Raw genomic sequence first — 16,076 nt, forward strand, 5'->3', positions numbered from 1 at the left:
GGGTCACTGGCGGGGGATGACCCACGTCGCTGCCGGCCCGTGGGGGCCCGAACGCAGCGTTGACGCAGAAGTGACCTACAGCCAGGTGGCCGGGGGTCTGGGCGTCGTGCAGAGCTACCGCCACACCGATCCTGACGGCAGCCATTTCGAAGGCCACGGCATCTTCACCGTGGACCCTGTGCGCCATGATGTGCTCTGGTACTACGTGGACAGTACCGGCGTGCCGCCCGGAACCGCCGAGCGCTGCACCTGGCGCAACGGTGTCCTCCGCGTCGAACGCCGCAGCGACGCAGGCTGGACACGCCACTCCCTCCTGCTTGAGGACGGGGTGCTCACCCACGTCACCGAGCTGCGGCCACCCGCAAAGGACGACGGCGGGGGTCCGGCCAGTGCAGACGCCGCTGCGGACGGGCGAAGCCCCGGATTCCGGCCGTTCATGCGTTCGGTCTTCCACCGGGCCTGAACTGCGTCCGCCCGCCCGGCTGCGCGCAGTTCGGGTCTGTGCCGCCACCCTCGCGGCGCCCCGTCTGTGGCCCCGGCCCCGCCCCGGCCCCCGGAAATGCGGCGACATCACGTCGCTGGCAGCCAATTTCGTTGACAGAACCGAGGGTCCGCTCTACATTGGCTGTAATCTGAATCACCTTTCAGGTTTGGGGATTTCCCCTCACGAACGCACATCCTGCGGATCTTCACCGAAAGGCATCCCGTGAAGGAAACAAAGAAGTTTTTGATGGCCGCCGTTGTGGCATCCGGGCTGGCCCTCAGCGCATGCGCGCCCACAGCCGGCGCCGGCGCTCCCGCGGGCACCGGCAACGCCGCCGAGCCCGTCAACGTGGGCATTATCTACTCCAAGACCGGCGCGCTGGCCGCGTACGGAGAAACCTACTACCAGGGGCTGCAGGCAGGGATCGACTACGCCACCAACGGCACCGGCGAGGTCAACGGCGCCAAGATCAACCTGACGTACGCTGACGACGCCGGCGACCCGGACAAGGCCGTCACGGCAGCCAAGGACATGATCGGCAAGGGCTACAAGATCATCGGCGGCACCGCCTCCTCCGGCATCGCGCTGAAGCTTGCCGAACAAGCCCAGCAGAACAAAGTGCTGTACATCTCCGGCCCAGCAGCCACCGACGCCATCCAGGGGGTCAACAAGTACACCTTCCGCTCCGGCCGGCAAAGCCTGCAGGACGTGGCCACGGCCGGAACCTTCATCGACACCAAGGGCAAGAAAGTCGTGGTGTTCGCCCAGGACAACGCCTTCGGGCAGGGCAACGTCGCCGCCGTCAAGGCCGTCCTCGGCGCCAAGGGTGCCACGGTGGAAGCTGTCCTGGTTCCCGAAAACCAGGAACTGACCCCCTTCGCGCGCCAGCTGCTTGATGCGAAGCCGGATATGGTCTTCGTCGCCTGGGCCGGTGCGACCTCCGGCACCATGTGGCAGGCGCTGAACCAGCAGGGTGTCTTCGACGCCGCGCCGGTGGTGACCGGCCTGGGCGATGCCGCCACGTTCGGCGCCTACGGCCCCGCGAGCTCCAAGATCAGCTTCCTCAACCACTACTTCCCGGGCGCGGCAGGAAACGACGTGGAGAAGAAGATGATTGCCGCCGTCGAGAAGGCCGGCGGCAAGCCGGACCTCTTCACTCCCGACGGCTTCGTCGCCGGCCAGCTGATTGCCCAGGCCGTCAAGCAGGGCGGGGGGACCGATCCTGACGCGATGGTCAAGGCGCTCGAGGGCTACAGCTTCGACGGCCCCAAGGGCAAGGAAACCGTGCGGGCCTCGGACCACGCCCTGATCCAGGACATGTACCAGGCAAAGCTCGTCCAAAAAGGTGACAGCTGGGCGCCCGAGCTCATCAAGGCCGTTCCGGGCGACACCGTCGCCCCGCCGGAAAAGAAGTAGGAACCGGATGGCAACCCCAGCCCTGCCCGCCCTGGCGGTGGACGGCCTCGGTCTCCAGATCGGTGGTGCACGCATCCTGCAGGATGTGGACTTCACCGTCGACGCCGGTGAAATGATCGGCGTGATCGGCCCCAACGGGGCCGGCAAGACCACCTTGTTCAACCTGATTTCCGGCGTCCTGCGGCCCACGGCAGGCAGCATCACGCTGAACGGCAGGGAGATCACGGCCGCGCCAATCCACCGCCGGGCCTCGGCAGGGCTGGGACGGACTTTCCAGACTTCCAATCTCTTCCCGAGGCTCAGCGTGCTGGAGAACGTCCGGCTGGCGGCCCAGGCAAAACTCGGGGGCAGTTTCAGCATCCTGCGGTTTCCCTCGGCCACGGACCAGGCAACCCGGATTGCCCGCGGCACCATCGCCGAGGTGGGGCTCACCGGGAAATTGGCGACGGCGGCGGGAGACTTGTCGCACGGCGACAAGCGAAAGGTGGAGATCGCCGTGCTCCTGGCCACCGATCCCACCGTGGTGCTGCTGGATGAACCGATGGCCGGAGTGGCATCGGGGGATGTTCCGTCCCTGGCGGCAATCATCAGGGGAATGCACCGGGACCGCGGCTGCACGGTCCTGATGGTGGAGCACCACATGGACGTGGTGCTGGGCCTGGTGGACCGGGTTGCCGTGATGCACCACGGCAGCCTGTTGGCCCTGGACACCCCGGACGCCGTCATGGCCAACCCCACAGTCCAAAGCGCCTACCTCGGAGAAACCGTATGAACACCGCCACGGGCCCTGCCGCCGGAGAAGCGACACCCATCCTCAGGGTTGCGGGCCTCAGTGCCAGGATCGCCGGGCAGCAGGTGGTCGAAGATGTGTCCTTCTCCGTGCCGGCCACAGGCATCACCGCCCTGCTGGGCCGCAATGGCGTGGGCAAGACCAGCACCATCAAGGCCATCATCGGCCTGATTGACCGCAGCGGCGTGGTGGAACTGGGTGGTGAGCGGATAGACAAGGACGCCACCTTCAAAATCATCAAGCGCGGCGTGGGCTATGTTCCGGAGGACCGTGAAGTCTTCTCCAAACTGACGGTTGCGGAGAACCTTCGGCTCGCCGAACGCGATGCCGCCCCGCGCAGGCAACTGGTGGAGGAACTCTTCCCGGATCTGCTGGCCCGCTCCGGCCAAATGGCCGGAACACTGTCCGGCGGCCAGCAGCAGATGGTCTCCCTGGCCCGCGCCCTCCTGAACACCAACAAGGTCCTGCTGGTTGATGAACCGACCAAGGGCCTCGCCCCAAAGATCGTGGGCGAAGTGGCGGAGACCCTCGCCGAAGCCGCCAGGACCGTCCCCATCCTGCTCGTCGAGCAGAACCTGCACGTCGTCCGCCAGCTCGCCGGCGGCGCCGTCGTGCTCTCCGGCGGACGGGTGGTCCACACCGGCCCGGCCCGTGACTTCCTCGACGACGCCGGCCTGATCCACAGGCATCTTGGTGTCTCCGCCGACGCGGCGGCCCAGGGGGACCCGGTCCGGAGAGGGGCTGCGCAATGAGCACCGTCATCCTGCTGACGTTCACCGGCCTGGGCCTTGGGGCACTGTATTTCCTCGTCGCCGCCGGTCTCTCCCTGATATACGGGCTGATGGGCGTGCTCAACTTCGCGCACGGTGCCTTCCTGACCCTTGGTGCGTTCACCGGCTGGGAAATTGCCCGCCGGGCCGGCGCCGACAACTGGGGAACGTTCCTGCTGTCCCTGGCAATCGGAGCCGCCGCAGGGGCGGTCTTTGCCGCCTTCACCGAGTTCGTCCTGATCCGCCGGCTGTACCAGCGGCACATCGAGCAGGTCCTGGTCACCGTGGGCCTGTCGCTTGCCGCAGTAGCCCTCTTCGACGGCATCTGGGGAACGGACCCCGTCTACATCCAGGGGCCGGCCTGGTTCAAGGACACTACGGACATCCTTGGTGCCCGCATTCCCAACGACCGGTTCGTCTGTATCGTTGCGGCCGCCCTGGTGCTGCTGGCCCTGGTGTTCTTCCTGAAGAAGACCAGGTACGGCATGATCATCCGCGCCGGCGTCGAAAATCGGTCCATGGTCACCGCCCTTGGCATCGATGTCCGCAAGGCCTTCACCCTGGTCTTCACCATCGGCGGGGCGGCCGCGGGGCTGGGCGGGGTCCTCGCCTCGCACTATTTCGGCTACGTCTCACCGATGCTCGGCGGTTCGCTGCTGATCTTCGCCTTCATCGTCACGGTGATCGGTGGCCTGGGCTCGCTGACCGGCGCGGCGATCGCCGCCGTCGTCGTCGCCGTCCTGCAGCAGTTCGCCAACTTCTACCTGGGCGGCACCGGTGACTTCGTCGTCGTGCTGGCGCTGGCGCTGGTGCTGCTCTTCCGTCCCACCGGCCTGCTTGGGAGAACCGCATGAGCACCGATACCGACACCAACAGCACCGGCGGCCCGGCGACGGGAGGCAGCACCGCGCTCCAGCCGGCCAAACGCCGGCGCGGACGTGCCGCGGGTTCGCCCGGCGGGACACCGGATTCCGGGCGGCCCGGCCTCACCGGCCGCGGCGTCGCAGCATGGGCCGGGAGCGTGGCGGGAGTGCTGCTCCTGGTCCTGCTGCCGCTGCTGAACATTTCGCTGCCGGGTGTGCTGCCGGGTCCCACCTATACGCCCGGGTCCCTGCAGCTGCTGGCCATGTGCATGCTGATGGCCGCGGCCGCGCTGACCTACCACCTGCTCCTCGGCGTTGCCGGCCTGCTCTCCTTCGGGCACGCACTCTACTTCGGCGCCGGGGTGTACGGGCTGGCCATCATCCTGCAGAACCTCGACATCCCGCTCCTGCCCGCCATGGGGCTCACCCTGCTGGTGGTCATCGTGCTGGCCCACGTCGTGGGGAGCATCAGCCTGCGCGTCAGCGGCATCCCCTTCGCCATGGTCACCCTCGCCTTCGCCCAGGCCGGCTCGGTCATAGTGGGGCGCAATCCCGACGGCCGCACCGGGGGTGACGAGGGACTGACGCTGCGCACCGACAACCTGCCGGACTTCCTGGTGGGCGTGGTCAACACCCGCAACCTGTATTGGCTGGCGCTGGCCGTGCTGGTGGCCGTATTCGTGGTGGTTACCTGGGTGCAGTCGTCCCGGGCCGGCCACGCGGCCGCCGCCGTCCGGGAGAACGAGCTGCGCGTCCGCGTCCTTGGCCTCCAGCCGTATCTGGTCAAGCTGCTGGTCTTTGTCGTCTCCGCGGTCCTGGTGTGCGTGATCGGGATGGTCTTCCTGCTCCTCCAAAGCGGTGCCATTCCCCGCGCAGTCTCGTCCGACCTGACCATCACGCTGCTGGTCATGGTGGTCCTTGGCGGGGTGGGCTCCCGCTGGGGCGCGGTGGTGGGCGGGGTGTTCTACACGATCCTCGACCAGCGCCTCACCGCGCTGGCCAACTCGGAAGGCATCAAATCCCTGCCGGACATCCTGCGGGTACCGTTGTCAGAACCGTTATTCATCCTCGGCACGCTCTTCATCCTCGTGGTGCTCTTCCTGCCCGGAGGCCTGGCGGGAACCGCCGAACGGCTGGCACGGCGGCGCCGCGGCCCGCAGGCAGGCGCCGGCACCGAAACCCCGCGCGACATCCTGGAGGACGCTGCATGACCAAACCAACCTTGCCCACCTCCGAAGGGCTCCACACCTTGGGCCGCTGGACCACGGACCGCAGCGCCGCCACCCCCAACCGGATCGCCATCGACGACCGCGGCTGCACACTGGCGTACAGCGAGCTGGAGCGCCGCGCGGCCAACCTCGCTGCCGGCCTGCGCTCGGCCGGTTACCGGATCGGTGACCGCGTAGCGACCCTGACCGGCAACAGCTCGGACCACGTGGTGGCTTTCTTCGCGTGCGCCAAGGCAGGACTGGTCCTGGTTCCGCTGTCCTGGCGGCTCGCGCCCAGGGAACTGGCCCTGCAACTCGAGGTGGCCGAGCCCCAACTGCTGCTCGTGGAGGATGACCTTGCGGCGCTGGGCGCGGCGGCATGCGCCCTGCTCCCGCACCGGCCCCGTACCGCGTCGCTGGGACCGGGCGGGGTGGAAAAATCCGTGCCGCCGCCCACGCGGGTGGCGCCGGCACCGGAAACCACTGTGCGGCAGGACGTGCACGACGACGACGCCCTGCTGATGGTGTTCACCTCCGGCACGGAGGGGGCCAGCAAAGCAGCAGTCCTGACCCATGCCAACTGTTTCTGGAACAACCTGTCCCTCTCACGCACCCTGGACATGGGCAGCAGCGATGTGGTCCTGGCCGTACTGCCGCAATTCCACGTGGGGGGCTGGAACATCCAGCCGCTGCTGGCCTGGTGGGTTGGCGCCACCGTGGTCCTGGAACGCGGTTTCGATCCCGGCCGGGTCCTGCAGCTGATCCCCGAACGCCGCGTCACCATGCTGATGGGGGTGCCCACGCAGTACCTGATGCTCGCCGAGCATCCTGACTTTTCCTCCGCCGAACTGGGCAGCCTCCGGCACGCCGTGGTGGGTGGCGCGCCCATGCCGGCGCCGCTCCTGCGGATCTGGCACCGCAGGGGAGTGGCGCTGAGCCAGGGCTACGGCCTCACGGAGGCGTCCCCGAACGTGCTATGCCTGGCGAATGAGGATGCCGAACGGATGGTGGGCTATTCGGGCAAGCCCTACCCCCATGTCTCAGTGGCCGTGGCGGACCCGGCCACCGGGGAGATCCTGGCGGGCGCGGCTGCCGGCGAGCTGCTGGTCGGTGGTCCGGGCGTGTTTGCCGGCTACTTCCGCGATCCTGCGGCCACGGCCGCCGTCCTGGCCGGCGGCTGGCTGCACACCGGCGACCTCGTGGAACGGGACGCCGAGGGCTACATCAGGGTGGTGGACCGGCTCAAGGACATCTACATTTCGGGTGGGGAGAACGTGGCACCATCCGAAGTCGAGGCTGTCCTCCTCGGCCACCCTGCCGTGGAACAGGCCGCCGTGGTCGGGGTGGAGGATGCCCGCTGGGGTGAAACCGGCCTTGCCTTCGTGGTGGTCCGTCCGGGCATGGTCACGGACGAACAGGAACTGCTGGAGCACTGCAGCTCGCTGCTGGCCCGCTTCAAGGTCCCCGCCCGGATCGAGATGGTCGCCGCCCTGCCACGGACAGCCCTGAACAAGGTGCTGCGCGCCAAATTGCGCCAGGAGTTGGCCGGGCGTCCCGCACCGGGACTTGAACCCGCGGCGGGAAGCCGGCCATGAGCACGGCGCCGCGCACCGCCAGGGGGAACCGGACCCGGGCCAAGCTGCTGGAGGCGGCTGAGGCAGTCTTCGCCTCGGTGGGCTACCACGAGGCCTCCATCGTGAAAATCACGGAGGCGGCCGGCGTGGGACTGGGCACGTTCTACCTGTATTTCGACGGCAAGCAGGCCATCTTCGATGAAGTGGTGGAGGACCTCAACCGCAGGGTCAGGCACGCAATGACCGACGCGGCACGGAACGCCCCCAGCCGGATGGAGGCGGAACGGGCCGGGTTCCGTGCGTTCTTCCGGTTCACGGCCCAGCACCCTGCACTGTACCGGATCATCCGGCAGGCCGAGTTTGTCTCCCCGGGCGCTTTGCGGCTGCACTACACCCGGATCGTCAACGGCTACATCGAGGGTTTGAAATCGGCGCAGGCAGGCGGCGAAGTCAGGGACATGGACCCCACCGTCGCGGCCTGGGCCCTCATGGGAATCGGCGAACTGATCGGCATGCGCTGGGTCCTGTGGGATGAGGAAGGCGCACCGCCGGTCGAGGGAGCCAGGCCCGAGGTGCCCGAAGAAGTGTTTGAAGAAATGATGCAGTTCATCGAACGGGGCCTCGCCCCTGATACCCGCCCCACCTCCACCCCGCCCCAGGAAGGGACGTTGCCATGACCCGGACAACCAGCCAGGAAACTTACCGCACGGCGGACGTTGCGGTGCGCGGCGGAACACTGCATACCGCCATCTGGGGGCCGGATGATCCTGCCGCTCCGGCCATCCTTGCCGTGCACGGCGTCACCGCCTCGCACAAGTCATGGGCGTACCTCGCCGCCGCCCTGCCCGACGTCCGGATCATCGCGCCGGACCTGCGCGGACGCGGCCAAAGCAACCAGCTGCCCGGACCCTACGGGATGACCTCCCATGCGCAGGACCTGGCAGCGGTCCTTGGGGAACTGGCGGAGGGACCCGTCGTCGTGGTGGGACACTCCATGGGAGGCTTCGCGTCGCTGGTCCTCGCGGATCTCTTCCCGGAGCTCGTCCGTTCGCTGGTCCTGGTGGACGGGGGCCTGCCGCTTCAGGTCCCGGCGGGATTGAGCGACGAGGAGATCATCTCCTCGGTCCTGGGCCCGGCGGCCGAACGCCTGAATGCCACCTTCCCGAACCGCGAGGTCTACCGGTCCTTCTGGCGGCAGCACCCCGCCTTCAGTTCCGACTGGAGCCCCTTGGTGGACGCTTATGTGGACTACGACCTCACTGGTGAAGAACCCGAACTCCGGCCCGCCACCCGCTACGAGGCGATGGCGGAGGACACGGCGGACCTCCACCGCGGCGCGTCACTGCTGAAGGCGCTGGCGGACCTTGCCGTGGACACCGAAGTCCTCCGGGCGCCGCGGGGGCTGCTGAATGAGCCGGCGGCCCTCTACGCCCCCGGCTACCTGGAGTCATGGGCCGCAAAGCTCCCCAACCTTCGGGTCAGGCAGGTGCCGGACGTGAACCACTACACCATCGTCATGGGCGAGGCGGGAGCGGCAGCGGTTGCGGAGAGCGTCCGAGCGGCCCTGGCCGGACAGTGAGCGCCGGCCGGGTCACCGGCCGGCCGCTTCAGCCCCCCGCGAAGGGCGGCAGCACGTCCACGACGTCATCGGGGCCAAGGACGGTTGCGTGGTCCCGCACGGCCACCTCATTGAGCAGGAAGCTGCTCCGGGCAAGGAGGCGGGGAAGCGGCGGCGTACCCGCCGGAGGCGCGGAACGCTCGACGGCGGTCACGGCTGCCAGCAGGTCCGCCACGGTGGCGCCCTCCGGCAGCTGGAATGTTTCTTCGTCGGAGCCGGCGGCAGCGCGCGCGGCAGCAAAGTAACGTACAAGCATCCGTGTCAGCCCCCGATGGCGCTCATGCTGCGGTCCGGCTGGACGAAGTCCGGGGCGTCAAGTCCCACGTGGTCCATGCCGTGGGCCTTTGGTTTGATCCACATGGCGTCCTGCCACCGCTGCGCCAGCTCGTCGTCGCCGGCTCCCGCGCGCAGCAGGCCCAGCAGGTCGAACTCCTCGCGGGAAAACAGGCAGCTCATGATCTTGCCCTCGGCAGTGATCCTGGTGCGCCGGCAGTCGGAACAGAAGGGTTCGGTGACCGAGGCGATAATCCCCACGGTTCCCAGCACCGGACTGTCCGAATGGGAGGAACCTTCCTGCCGCCGTCGCACCTCAAACCGCTCCGCGGGGGCGCCGTCACGCGCCCTGGGATCGGGGGTGAGGACGTAGTCCCGGGACAGCAGGGCGCGGATTTCGGCGGCGGTGATCATGTTCCGGCGGGTCCAGCCGTGATCGGCGTCGAGCGGCATCTGCTCAATGAACCGCAGTTCGTACCCGCGCTCCAGCGCCCAGGCCAGCAGCTGCGGCGACTCGGCGTCGTTGATGCCCCGCATCAGGACCGCATTCAGTTTGACCGGTCCCAGGCCGGCGGCCCAGGCGGCGTCCACGCCGGCGAGGACCTGGTCAAGGAACGGGCGCCGGGTCAGTTTGGTGAACGTCTCCTCATGGAGTGAGTCCAGCGACACATTGATGCGGGTAAGCCCGGCATCCTTCAGCGCGGCAGCCTTTTTGGCCAGGCCCACCCCGTTGGTGGTCATGGAGATCGGCAGGTCCGGGTGGTTGGCCCGGAGGGCAGCGATAATGTCCAGCAGGTCATGCCTGACCAGCGGTTCACCACCGGTCAGCCGCAGCTCCCGGACCCCCAGCTGCTCCACGCCGACCTTCACGATCCGCACGATTTCCCCCGCTGACATCACAGCCTGCTTGGCGAGCCATTCCAGGCCTTCCGCGGGCATGCAGTAGGTGCAGCGGAGATTGCACTTGTCCGTCAGGGACAGCCTCATGTCCGTGGCGCGGCGGCCATACCGGTCCGCCAGCCCGGCCGGCGCGTCAGCGGGGCGGCGCGCCGGAACGCCTGGCAGCGCAGGGGCTGCTTCCTCCCGCGGCTGCGGCATTCCTAGCTGGACACTCATGATTTCAGGCTACGCCACGTTGCGCCGTGCATCACACCTGTGACCAGCGCAGAACCCCCGGACGGAACCTGCGCCGGTGACCGCCGGCGAACCTATGCTGGATGTTGTGAAGAGTTCCCCGCAAAAGCACGGGGCGGACGACGACGGCGCCGGCCCCGGGGAGCATGCGGAAAGTTCCGTCCAACACCAGGCAGTCCCGCACCGGCCAGTCCCGCGCGCCGGGGCACGGTGGGCTGCGGCCGCCGGGATCGCAGCGGCCGCCGGCGGCGTCGCGGCGGGGGAACTGCTGGCGGGATTTGCCAGCCCATCGCTTTCGCCGCTGACCGCAGTGGGCGGCGCTGTCATCGATGCTGTCCCGCCCGGAGTCAAGGACTGGGCCATTTCCCTTTTTGGCACCTCTGACAAGGCCGCCCTCCTGGCGGGCATGGGGATGGCCATTGGCGCGCTGGCGGCCTTGGCAGGGGTCCTTGAGCTCCGCCGCCGGTTTGCCGGGGCCGCGGTGATGGGGATTTTTGGGGTGGCAGGACTGGCTGCGGTCCTCACCCGGTCCCAGGTGACCCCCTTGGCCCCCGTACTTCCGGTCCTGGCCGCGGCGGGCGCCGTCGTGCTGTTGCGTCTCCTGGTCCGGCGGCTGCAGTCCTGGGAAGGCTCCGCTCCGGGGGAAGCAGGGCCCGGAGGAACCGCCGCCGGTTCCCGCCGCAGTTTCCTCCAGGCTCTCGCCGCCACCTCCGCCGCCTCCGCCCTGGGAGGAGTGCTGGCGGCATTCTGGCGCGGAGCTGCCATCGCCGCCACCGAAGCCAGGGCACGGATCACCCTGCCGGCTCCTGCGTCGGCGGCACCGCCTATTCCCGCCGCCGCAGAGCCGGGCGTTCCCGGCCTGCCGCCGCTGGTCACCCCCAACCCTGGTTTCTACCGGATCGACACAGCCCTGGCTGTTCCCACGGTCAACCCGGAGGCCTGGGTCCTGAAAGTCTCCGGAATGGTGGCCCGGGAAGTCCAGCTCTCCTTCGCCGACCTCCTGGGGAAGCCCCTTGTGGAACGCCACATCACCATTGCCTGTGTGTCCAATGACGTGGGCGGGGACCTGATCGGCAACGCCCGGTGGCTCGGCTGGCCGGTCCGCGAACTGCTGGCCCTTGCGGTTCCCCAGCCGGGGGCAGACATGGTCCTCTCCCGGAGCGCCGACGGCTGGACGGCCGGAACGCCGCTGGAGGTCCTCACCGACGACGGCAGGGACGCGCTCCTTGCCGTGGGCATGAGCGGTGAACCCTTGCCGCTGGAGCACGGATTCCCGGTCCGCCTGGTGGTCCCCGGCCTCTACGGTTACGTGTCCGCCACCAAATGGGTCACCGAACTGAAAATCACCACGTTTGCGCAGGACTCCGGGTACTGGACACCGCGGGGCTGGTCCGCGCGCGGTCCCATCAAGACGTCGTCACGCATCGACGTGCCCCGCAGCGGGCGTCCAGTCAGTGCAGGAACCGTCCTCCTGGCCGGGGTTGCCTGGGCCCAGCACACCGGAATCCAAAAGGTGGAACTGCGGCTCAACCGGGGGCCGTGGCGGGAAGCCGAACTGGCCCCGGGCATCTCCGTTGATACTTGGTACCAGTGGAAGCTGGCCGTGGACCTCACTCCGGGGCAGTATGAGGTGCAGGTCCGCGCCATCGATCTCAACGGTGTGCCCCAGGACGAAACCGCGCGGCCTCCGGCACCGGACGGAGCCACGGGATTCCACACCGTTAGAGTGGACGTGAAATCCTGACGGCCGCGACCAAAGGCGTACCCATGACCAGCCACCCCCACGGCAAAGCAGGCCCGGCCCACCACGCCCGCTCCGTTGCTGAGCATCTGGCGGCGGTTACGCACCTCCTGGCCGGGCTGGCGGCAGAGTCCCGCGTTGAAGTCCTTCCCCTCTTCGATGCGCACGGCCGGGCGCTGGTGCACGGCTTACTGGCGCCCATCAGCCTTCCTCCTTTCGCGAACTCCCAAATGGACGGGTACGCCGTCCGTTCCACGGACATTCCCGACGGCGGAACCGACGTGCGCATCGCGCAGCCCGTGCCTGCCGGGTCAAGCCCGCAGCCGCTCCAGCCAGGGACCGCGGCGCCCATCATGACCGGTGCCATGATCCCGGAGGGGGCCGACGCCGTCGTACCTATCGAAAAAGCGGTGCCGGACCACTTCCGCGCGGAGGGCATCGGCGGTCTGGTGACGCTGCCCGCAACCGTTCCGGGGACCTACGTGCGTGCCGCCGGCAGCGACATCGCGGCGGGGGAGCGGGCCCTGGCCGCCGGAACGTGCCTGGGACCGGCGCAGCTGGGACTCCTCGCAGCCCTCGGCGTGGCTGAAGTGGAGGTGTACCGGGCAGTGTCCGTCCTGCTTGTCACCACGGGGGACGAGGTAGTTGAACCGGGACAACCACTGCCGCAGGGCAAGATCTACGACTCCAACGGAACCCTCCTGGAAGCCGCCATGCAGCAGGCGGGACTCAACGTCCGGCGCGCAGGCCTCTCCACTGACAACCCCGCAGAACTCCAGGCGCTGCTGCGGACCCGGGGCCATGACGTGGACCTGATCGTGACCACGGGCGGGGTCAGTAAGGGCGCGTATGAGGTGGTGCGCCAGGCCATGGCGGAGCAACCGGTCGAGTTCCTCCACGTCGCCATGCAGCCGGGCGGCCCCCAGGGGATAGGACTGTTCGACGGCGTTCCCTTCCTGGGGTTTCCCGGCAACCCGGTCAGCTGCCTGGTCTCCTTCGAGATGTTCCTTCGCCCGGCCCTGTCGGCTTTGCTCGGGGCGCCGACGCCCCGGCTGCCCCTGCGCGCCCGCCTGACCCAGCCCCTGAACTCCCCCGGGCAGAAGCACCAGGTCCGGCGTGGAAGCCTGCAGCCCGGCGGGACCGTGCAACTGGAGGGCGGCGAGGGCTCGCACCTGATGCACGCGCTCGCGGGGTCGAACGCACTGGTCCACGTCCCCGTTGGCGTAACGGAGCTCGCCGCCGGCGACGAGGTGGAAGTATGGATGCTGTGAACGCAGAACAGACCCCCGCACTGACGCACCTGCGCCAGGACGGCAGCGCCCAGATGGTGGATGTTTCCGCCAAGGCAGAAACAACCCGCGAGGCGACGGCCACCGCCACGGTCCGGACCACACCGGAGGTGATGCGGCTCCTGGGCACCGGCGGGCTCCCCAAGGGGGATGCCTTGGCCGTTGCGCGCGTGGCAGGCATCATGGCCGCCAAGAAGACCCCGGACCTGATTCCGCTGTGCCATCCGCTGCCGTTGTCCAAGGTGACGGTCGATTTTGACCTTGGCGAGGATGCCGTCGCCATCAGCTCCACCGTCAAGACACGGGGCGTTACCGGGGTGGAGATGGAAGCCCTGACAGCGGCGTCCGTAGCTGCGCTGAGCGTCTACGACATGATCAAGGCCGTGGACAAACACGCCGTCCTCACGGACATCAAGGTGCTGGCCAAGAGCGGCGGCAAGAGCGGAGACTGGGCCCTGTGACCACCCCCAACACCCTTCGGGTTCCCGAACCGCACCGGCACGGCGATGTGCAGGGACGCAAAGCCGGCGTCGTCATCGCGTCCACCCGCGCCGCCGCCGGCATCTACGACGACGAAACCGGGCCCGTGATCACCGACTGGCTCACCGAACACGGTTTTGACGTGTTCCCCGCCATGGTGGTCCCCGACGGCGACCCCGCGGGCGCAGCCGTCCGGGCGCTCCTTACCCAGCACCCCGCCGTCGTCATCACCAGCGGCGGCACCGGCCTCAGCCCGGACGACCGGACACCCGAGGTCACCCTGCCCCTGCTGGACCGGGAAATCCCCGGAATCATGGAGGCCATCCGGCGGGCCGGCGCCGCCAAAACGCCGTTCGCCGCCCTGAGCCGGGGGTACGCCGGCGCCGCGGGACGCACGTTCATCGTGAACCTGCCCGGCTCGCCGAAGGGCGTCATGGACGGCCTGGGCGTCCTGGACCCGCTCATCGGGCATCTTTGCGACCAACTGGAGGGCGGACATGGGCACTGAAGCATTCGAAGTAGTCAGCGCGGTCCTGAGCGCCGAGCCCATCTCCGTTGACCAGGCGATTGCAGCCGTGGAAAGCGAGACGGCCGGCGCCGTGGTCAGCTTCAGCGGCGTGGTGCGCAACCACGACGGCGGCAAGGCTGTTGAGCGCCTCAGCTACAGTGCGCACCCCACGGCGCACCAGGTGATGGCCGACGTCGTCGCGCGCCTGGTTGCCGAACAGAACGCCGAAGCCGGTGCCGGGCCCGGACAGCCCGTCCGGATCTGGGCCGCGCACCGGATCGGGATGCTGGAGATCGGGGATCCGGCCCTAGTGTGCGCGGTGTCCGCCGCGCACCGCGGCCAGGCCTTCGCCGTCTGCTCCGAGCTGGTGGACCGCATCAAGGAACAGGTACCCATTTGGAAGGAACAGTTCTTCTCGGACGGCACCGTCGAATGGGTCGGCGCAGGCAGCTGACGCTGCTGCCCGGACGGCCCCCGGGTGCGAGGTAACGCACGCCGCCCGGTTCCTGCGCGCGCCGGTCCCGCCGGTAGGGTTAACGGCATGACCGAACAACACTCCGTTCCCAAGCTGGTGGCCGTCCTTGGCGCCAACGGACGCATGGGCGCCGAAGCCGTCAAAGCCGTCGACGCCGCACCCGACATGAAGCTCGTCGCAGCCCTGGGACGGGGTGACTCGCTGGAGCAGCTGGCCGCCTCGGGCGCCCAGTATGTGGTGGACCTGACGGTTCCCGAAAGCACCGAAGCCAACGTCCGCTTCGCCGTCGAGCACGGCATCCACGCCGTGGTGGGCACCACCGGCTGGGACGCGGGACGCCTGTCTGCCCTGGAGTCTTTGCTGGCAGGACACCCGGAAACCGGCGTCCTCATTGCCCCCAACTTCGCCCTGGGCTCGGTCCTGGCCTCGGCCTTCGCGGCAAAGGCATCGAAGTACTTCGAATCGGTGGAGATCATCGAATTGCACCACCCGGACAAGGTTGACGCCCCGTCCGGCACCGCTGTCCGCACGGCCCAGCTGATCGCCGCCGAGCGCACGGCGGCGCAGGTGCCGCCCAGCCCGGATGCCACCACCAGCGAGCGTGCCGGGGCCCGCGGCTGCGAGGTAGACGGCGTCCGGGTCCACAGCGTCCGGCTGCGCGGCCTGGTGGCACACCAGGAAGTGCTCCTGGGCGGTCCGGGGGAGCAGCTGACCCTCCGCCACGATTCCTTCGACCGCGCCTCCTTCATGCCCGGCGTGCTCCTAGGGGTGCGCAACGTTGCGGCACACCCGGGCCTGACAGTGGGCCTGGACGGGTACCTGGACCTGGGACTCTAGGCCATGAACGGTCTGCTTGCCGGTTTCCGGAAAAACCGCACCAAGATCTGGGTGGGCGCGGTGACGCTTCTGCTGGTCTTCTACCTGGTGGTCTCCTTCCAGCGTTCCCTCCTGCTCCTGACCGATAGCAACCTCACGGCCAAGGCCATCGGCGCCGCCTACCTGGTGCTGCCGGTGGTGGGTGCCTGGGCCCTGATCCGCGAGCTCATGTTCGGCGCCCGCACCGAGCAGATGGCCAAAGTCCTGGAAGCCGAAGGCGGGCTGCCCGTCGATGAGCTCCCACGCACGCCTGGCGGCCGGATCGTCCGGGCCGCGGCAGATGCGGAGTTTGAAAAGTACCGGGCCGAAGCCGAAGCCGCCCCCAACGACTGGCGTTCCTGGTTCCGCCTCAGCTGTGCCTACGACGCGGCCGGCGACCGCAAACGTGCGCGGGCGTCCATGCGTGACGCCGTGAAGCTCTTCACCGCCGCCTCCTGATACTGCCCGGTGCCGGCCCGGGCCCGGGCCCGGGCCCGGCCTCGCGGTTGCCCGGACCTAAGTGCCATGGGTATTTCTGCCCATCGCGGTCCGGCGCCGCCCACGGTAGGTTGATTTAGTAAACACTCTTTAGCTTTGG

General features: G+C 68.6%; 18 protein-coding genes. 16 read left to right on the forward strand and 2 right to left on the reverse strand.

The window, feature by feature from the left end; translation table 11 throughout:
- Window positions 1-16: 16 nt before the first annotated feature.
- The 9 genes from ACZ9J7_RS14400 (at window position 17) to ACZ9J7_RS14440 (ending at window position 8,684) form a co-directional block, all read left to right on the forward strand.
- On the forward strand, window positions 17-463 hold the full coding sequence (locus ACZ9J7_RS14400; protein ID WP_476210318.1) for a DUF1579 domain-containing protein: 447 nt from the start codon (window positions 17-19) through the stop codon (window positions 461-463).
- A 243-nt stretch (window positions 464-706) separates the two neighbouring features.
- Window positions 707-1,900 carry a substrate-binding domain-containing protein gene (locus ACZ9J7_RS14405; RefSeq protein ID WP_476210320.1) on the forward strand — a complete coding sequence of 398 codons (1,194 nt, stop codon included), beginning with the start codon at window positions 707-709 and terminating at the stop codon, window positions 1,898-1,900.
- 7 nt (window positions 1,901-1,907) lie between these two features.
- A complete protein-coding gene (locus tag ACZ9J7_RS14410; protein WP_476210321.1) occupies window positions 1,908-2,672 on the forward strand; it encodes an ABC transporter ATP-binding protein in 765 nt (254 codons plus the stop codon).
- Window positions 2,669-3,442: an ABC transporter ATP-binding protein gene (locus ACZ9J7_RS14415; protein WP_476210323.1), complete on the forward strand. Its 774-nt coding sequence runs from the start codon at window positions 2,669-2,671 to the stop codon at window positions 3,440-3,442. The genes ACZ9J7_RS14410 and ACZ9J7_RS14415 overlap by 4 nt, the downstream gene beginning before the upstream one ends.
- Entirely contained in the window at window positions 3,439-4,314 is an 876-nt protein-coding gene (locus ACZ9J7_RS14420) for a branched-chain amino acid ABC transporter permease (protein ID WP_476210325.1), read from the forward strand. The genes ACZ9J7_RS14415 and ACZ9J7_RS14420 overlap by 4 nt, the downstream gene beginning before the upstream one ends.
- Complete coding sequence (locus ACZ9J7_RS14425; protein ID WP_476210327.1) at window positions 4,311-5,534, forward strand: branched-chain amino acid ABC transporter permease; 1,224 nt, start codon at window positions 4,311-4,313, stop codon at window positions 5,532-5,534. Before ACZ9J7_RS14420 ends, ACZ9J7_RS14425 begins: the two co-directional genes overlap by 4 nt.
- Window positions 5,531-7,126 carry a class I adenylate-forming enzyme family protein gene (locus ACZ9J7_RS14430; RefSeq protein WP_476210329.1) on the forward strand — a complete coding sequence of 532 codons (1,596 nt, stop codon included), beginning with the start codon at window positions 5,531-5,533 and terminating at the stop codon, window positions 7,124-7,126. The genes ACZ9J7_RS14425 and ACZ9J7_RS14430 overlap by 4 nt, the downstream gene beginning before the upstream one ends.
- Window positions 7,123-7,782, forward strand: a complete 660-nt coding sequence (locus ACZ9J7_RS14435) for a TetR/AcrR family transcriptional regulator (RefSeq protein ID WP_476210331.1) — start codon at window positions 7,123-7,125, stop codon at window positions 7,780-7,782. Before ACZ9J7_RS14430 ends, ACZ9J7_RS14435 begins: the two co-directional genes overlap by 4 nt.
- On the forward strand, window positions 7,779-8,684 hold the full coding sequence (locus ACZ9J7_RS14440; protein WP_476210333.1) for an alpha/beta hydrolase: 906 nt from the start codon (window positions 7,779-7,781) through the stop codon (window positions 8,682-8,684). Before ACZ9J7_RS14435 ends, ACZ9J7_RS14440 begins: the two co-directional genes overlap by 4 nt.
- A gap of 28 nt (window positions 8,685-8,712) precedes the next feature.
- On the opposite strand, the gene ACZ9J7_RS14445 is transcribed toward ACZ9J7_RS14440, so the two are convergent.
- Both ACZ9J7_RS14445 and moaA read right to left on the reverse strand, forming a co-directional pair.
- Window positions 8,713-8,979, reverse strand: a complete 267-nt coding sequence (locus tag ACZ9J7_RS14445) for a MoaD/ThiS family protein (RefSeq protein WP_476210335.1) — start codon at window positions 8,977-8,979, stop codon at window positions 8,713-8,715.
- A gap of 5 nt (window positions 8,980-8,984) precedes the next feature.
- Window positions 8,985-10,112 carry a GTP 3',8-cyclase MoaA gene (gene moaA / locus ACZ9J7_RS14450; protein ID WP_476210337.1) on the reverse strand — a complete coding sequence of 376 codons (1,128 nt, stop codon included), beginning with the start codon at window positions 10,110-10,112 and terminating at the stop codon, window positions 8,985-8,987.
- A gap of 106 nt (window positions 10,113-10,218) precedes the next feature.
- On the opposite strand from moaA, the gene ACZ9J7_RS14455 reads away from it, so the two are divergent.
- The 7 genes from ACZ9J7_RS14455 to ACZ9J7_RS14485 all read left to right on the forward strand — a co-directional run bounded on the left by ACZ9J7_RS14455 (window position 10,219) and on the right by ACZ9J7_RS14485 (window position 15,937).
- Window positions 10,219-11,874 carry a molybdopterin-dependent oxidoreductase gene (locus ACZ9J7_RS14455; protein ID WP_476210339.1) on the forward strand — a complete coding sequence of 552 codons (1,656 nt, stop codon included), beginning with the start codon at window positions 10,219-10,221 and terminating at the stop codon, window positions 11,872-11,874.
- 23 nt (window positions 11,875-11,897) lie between these two features.
- Entirely contained in the window at window positions 11,898-13,142 is a 1,245-nt protein-coding gene (locus ACZ9J7_RS14460; protein ID WP_476210341.1) for a molybdopterin molybdotransferase MoeA, read from the forward strand.
- Window positions 13,130-13,621: a cyclic pyranopterin monophosphate synthase MoaC gene (moaC, locus tag ACZ9J7_RS14465; RefSeq protein ID WP_476210342.1), complete on the forward strand. Its 492-nt coding sequence runs from the start codon at window positions 13,130-13,132 to the stop codon at window positions 13,619-13,621. Before ACZ9J7_RS14460 ends, moaC begins: the two co-directional genes overlap by 13 nt.
- Entirely contained in the window at window positions 13,618-14,148 is a 531-nt protein-coding gene (locus ACZ9J7_RS14470; RefSeq protein WP_476210344.1) for a MogA/MoaB family molybdenum cofactor biosynthesis protein, read from the forward strand. Before moaC ends, ACZ9J7_RS14470 begins: the two co-directional genes overlap by 4 nt.
- Window positions 14,138-14,602, forward strand: a complete 465-nt coding sequence (locus ACZ9J7_RS14475; protein ID WP_476210346.1) for a molybdenum cofactor biosynthesis protein MoaE — start codon at window positions 14,138-14,140, stop codon at window positions 14,600-14,602. Before ACZ9J7_RS14470 ends, ACZ9J7_RS14475 begins: the two co-directional genes overlap by 11 nt.
- An 87-nt stretch (window positions 14,603-14,689) precedes the next feature.
- Entirely contained in the window at window positions 14,690-15,460 is a 771-nt protein-coding gene (gene dapB / locus ACZ9J7_RS14480) for a 4-hydroxy-tetrahydrodipicolinate reductase (protein ID WP_476210348.1), read from the forward strand.
- A 3-nt stretch (window positions 15,461-15,463) separates the two neighbouring features.
- Entirely contained in the window at window positions 15,464-15,937 is a 474-nt protein-coding gene (locus ACZ9J7_RS14485) for a hypothetical protein (RefSeq protein WP_141160970.1), read from the forward strand.
- Window positions 15,938-16,076 lie beyond the last annotated feature (139 nt).

The sequence above is a fragment of the Pseudarthrobacter sp. TE9888 genome, assembly GCF_056279345.1.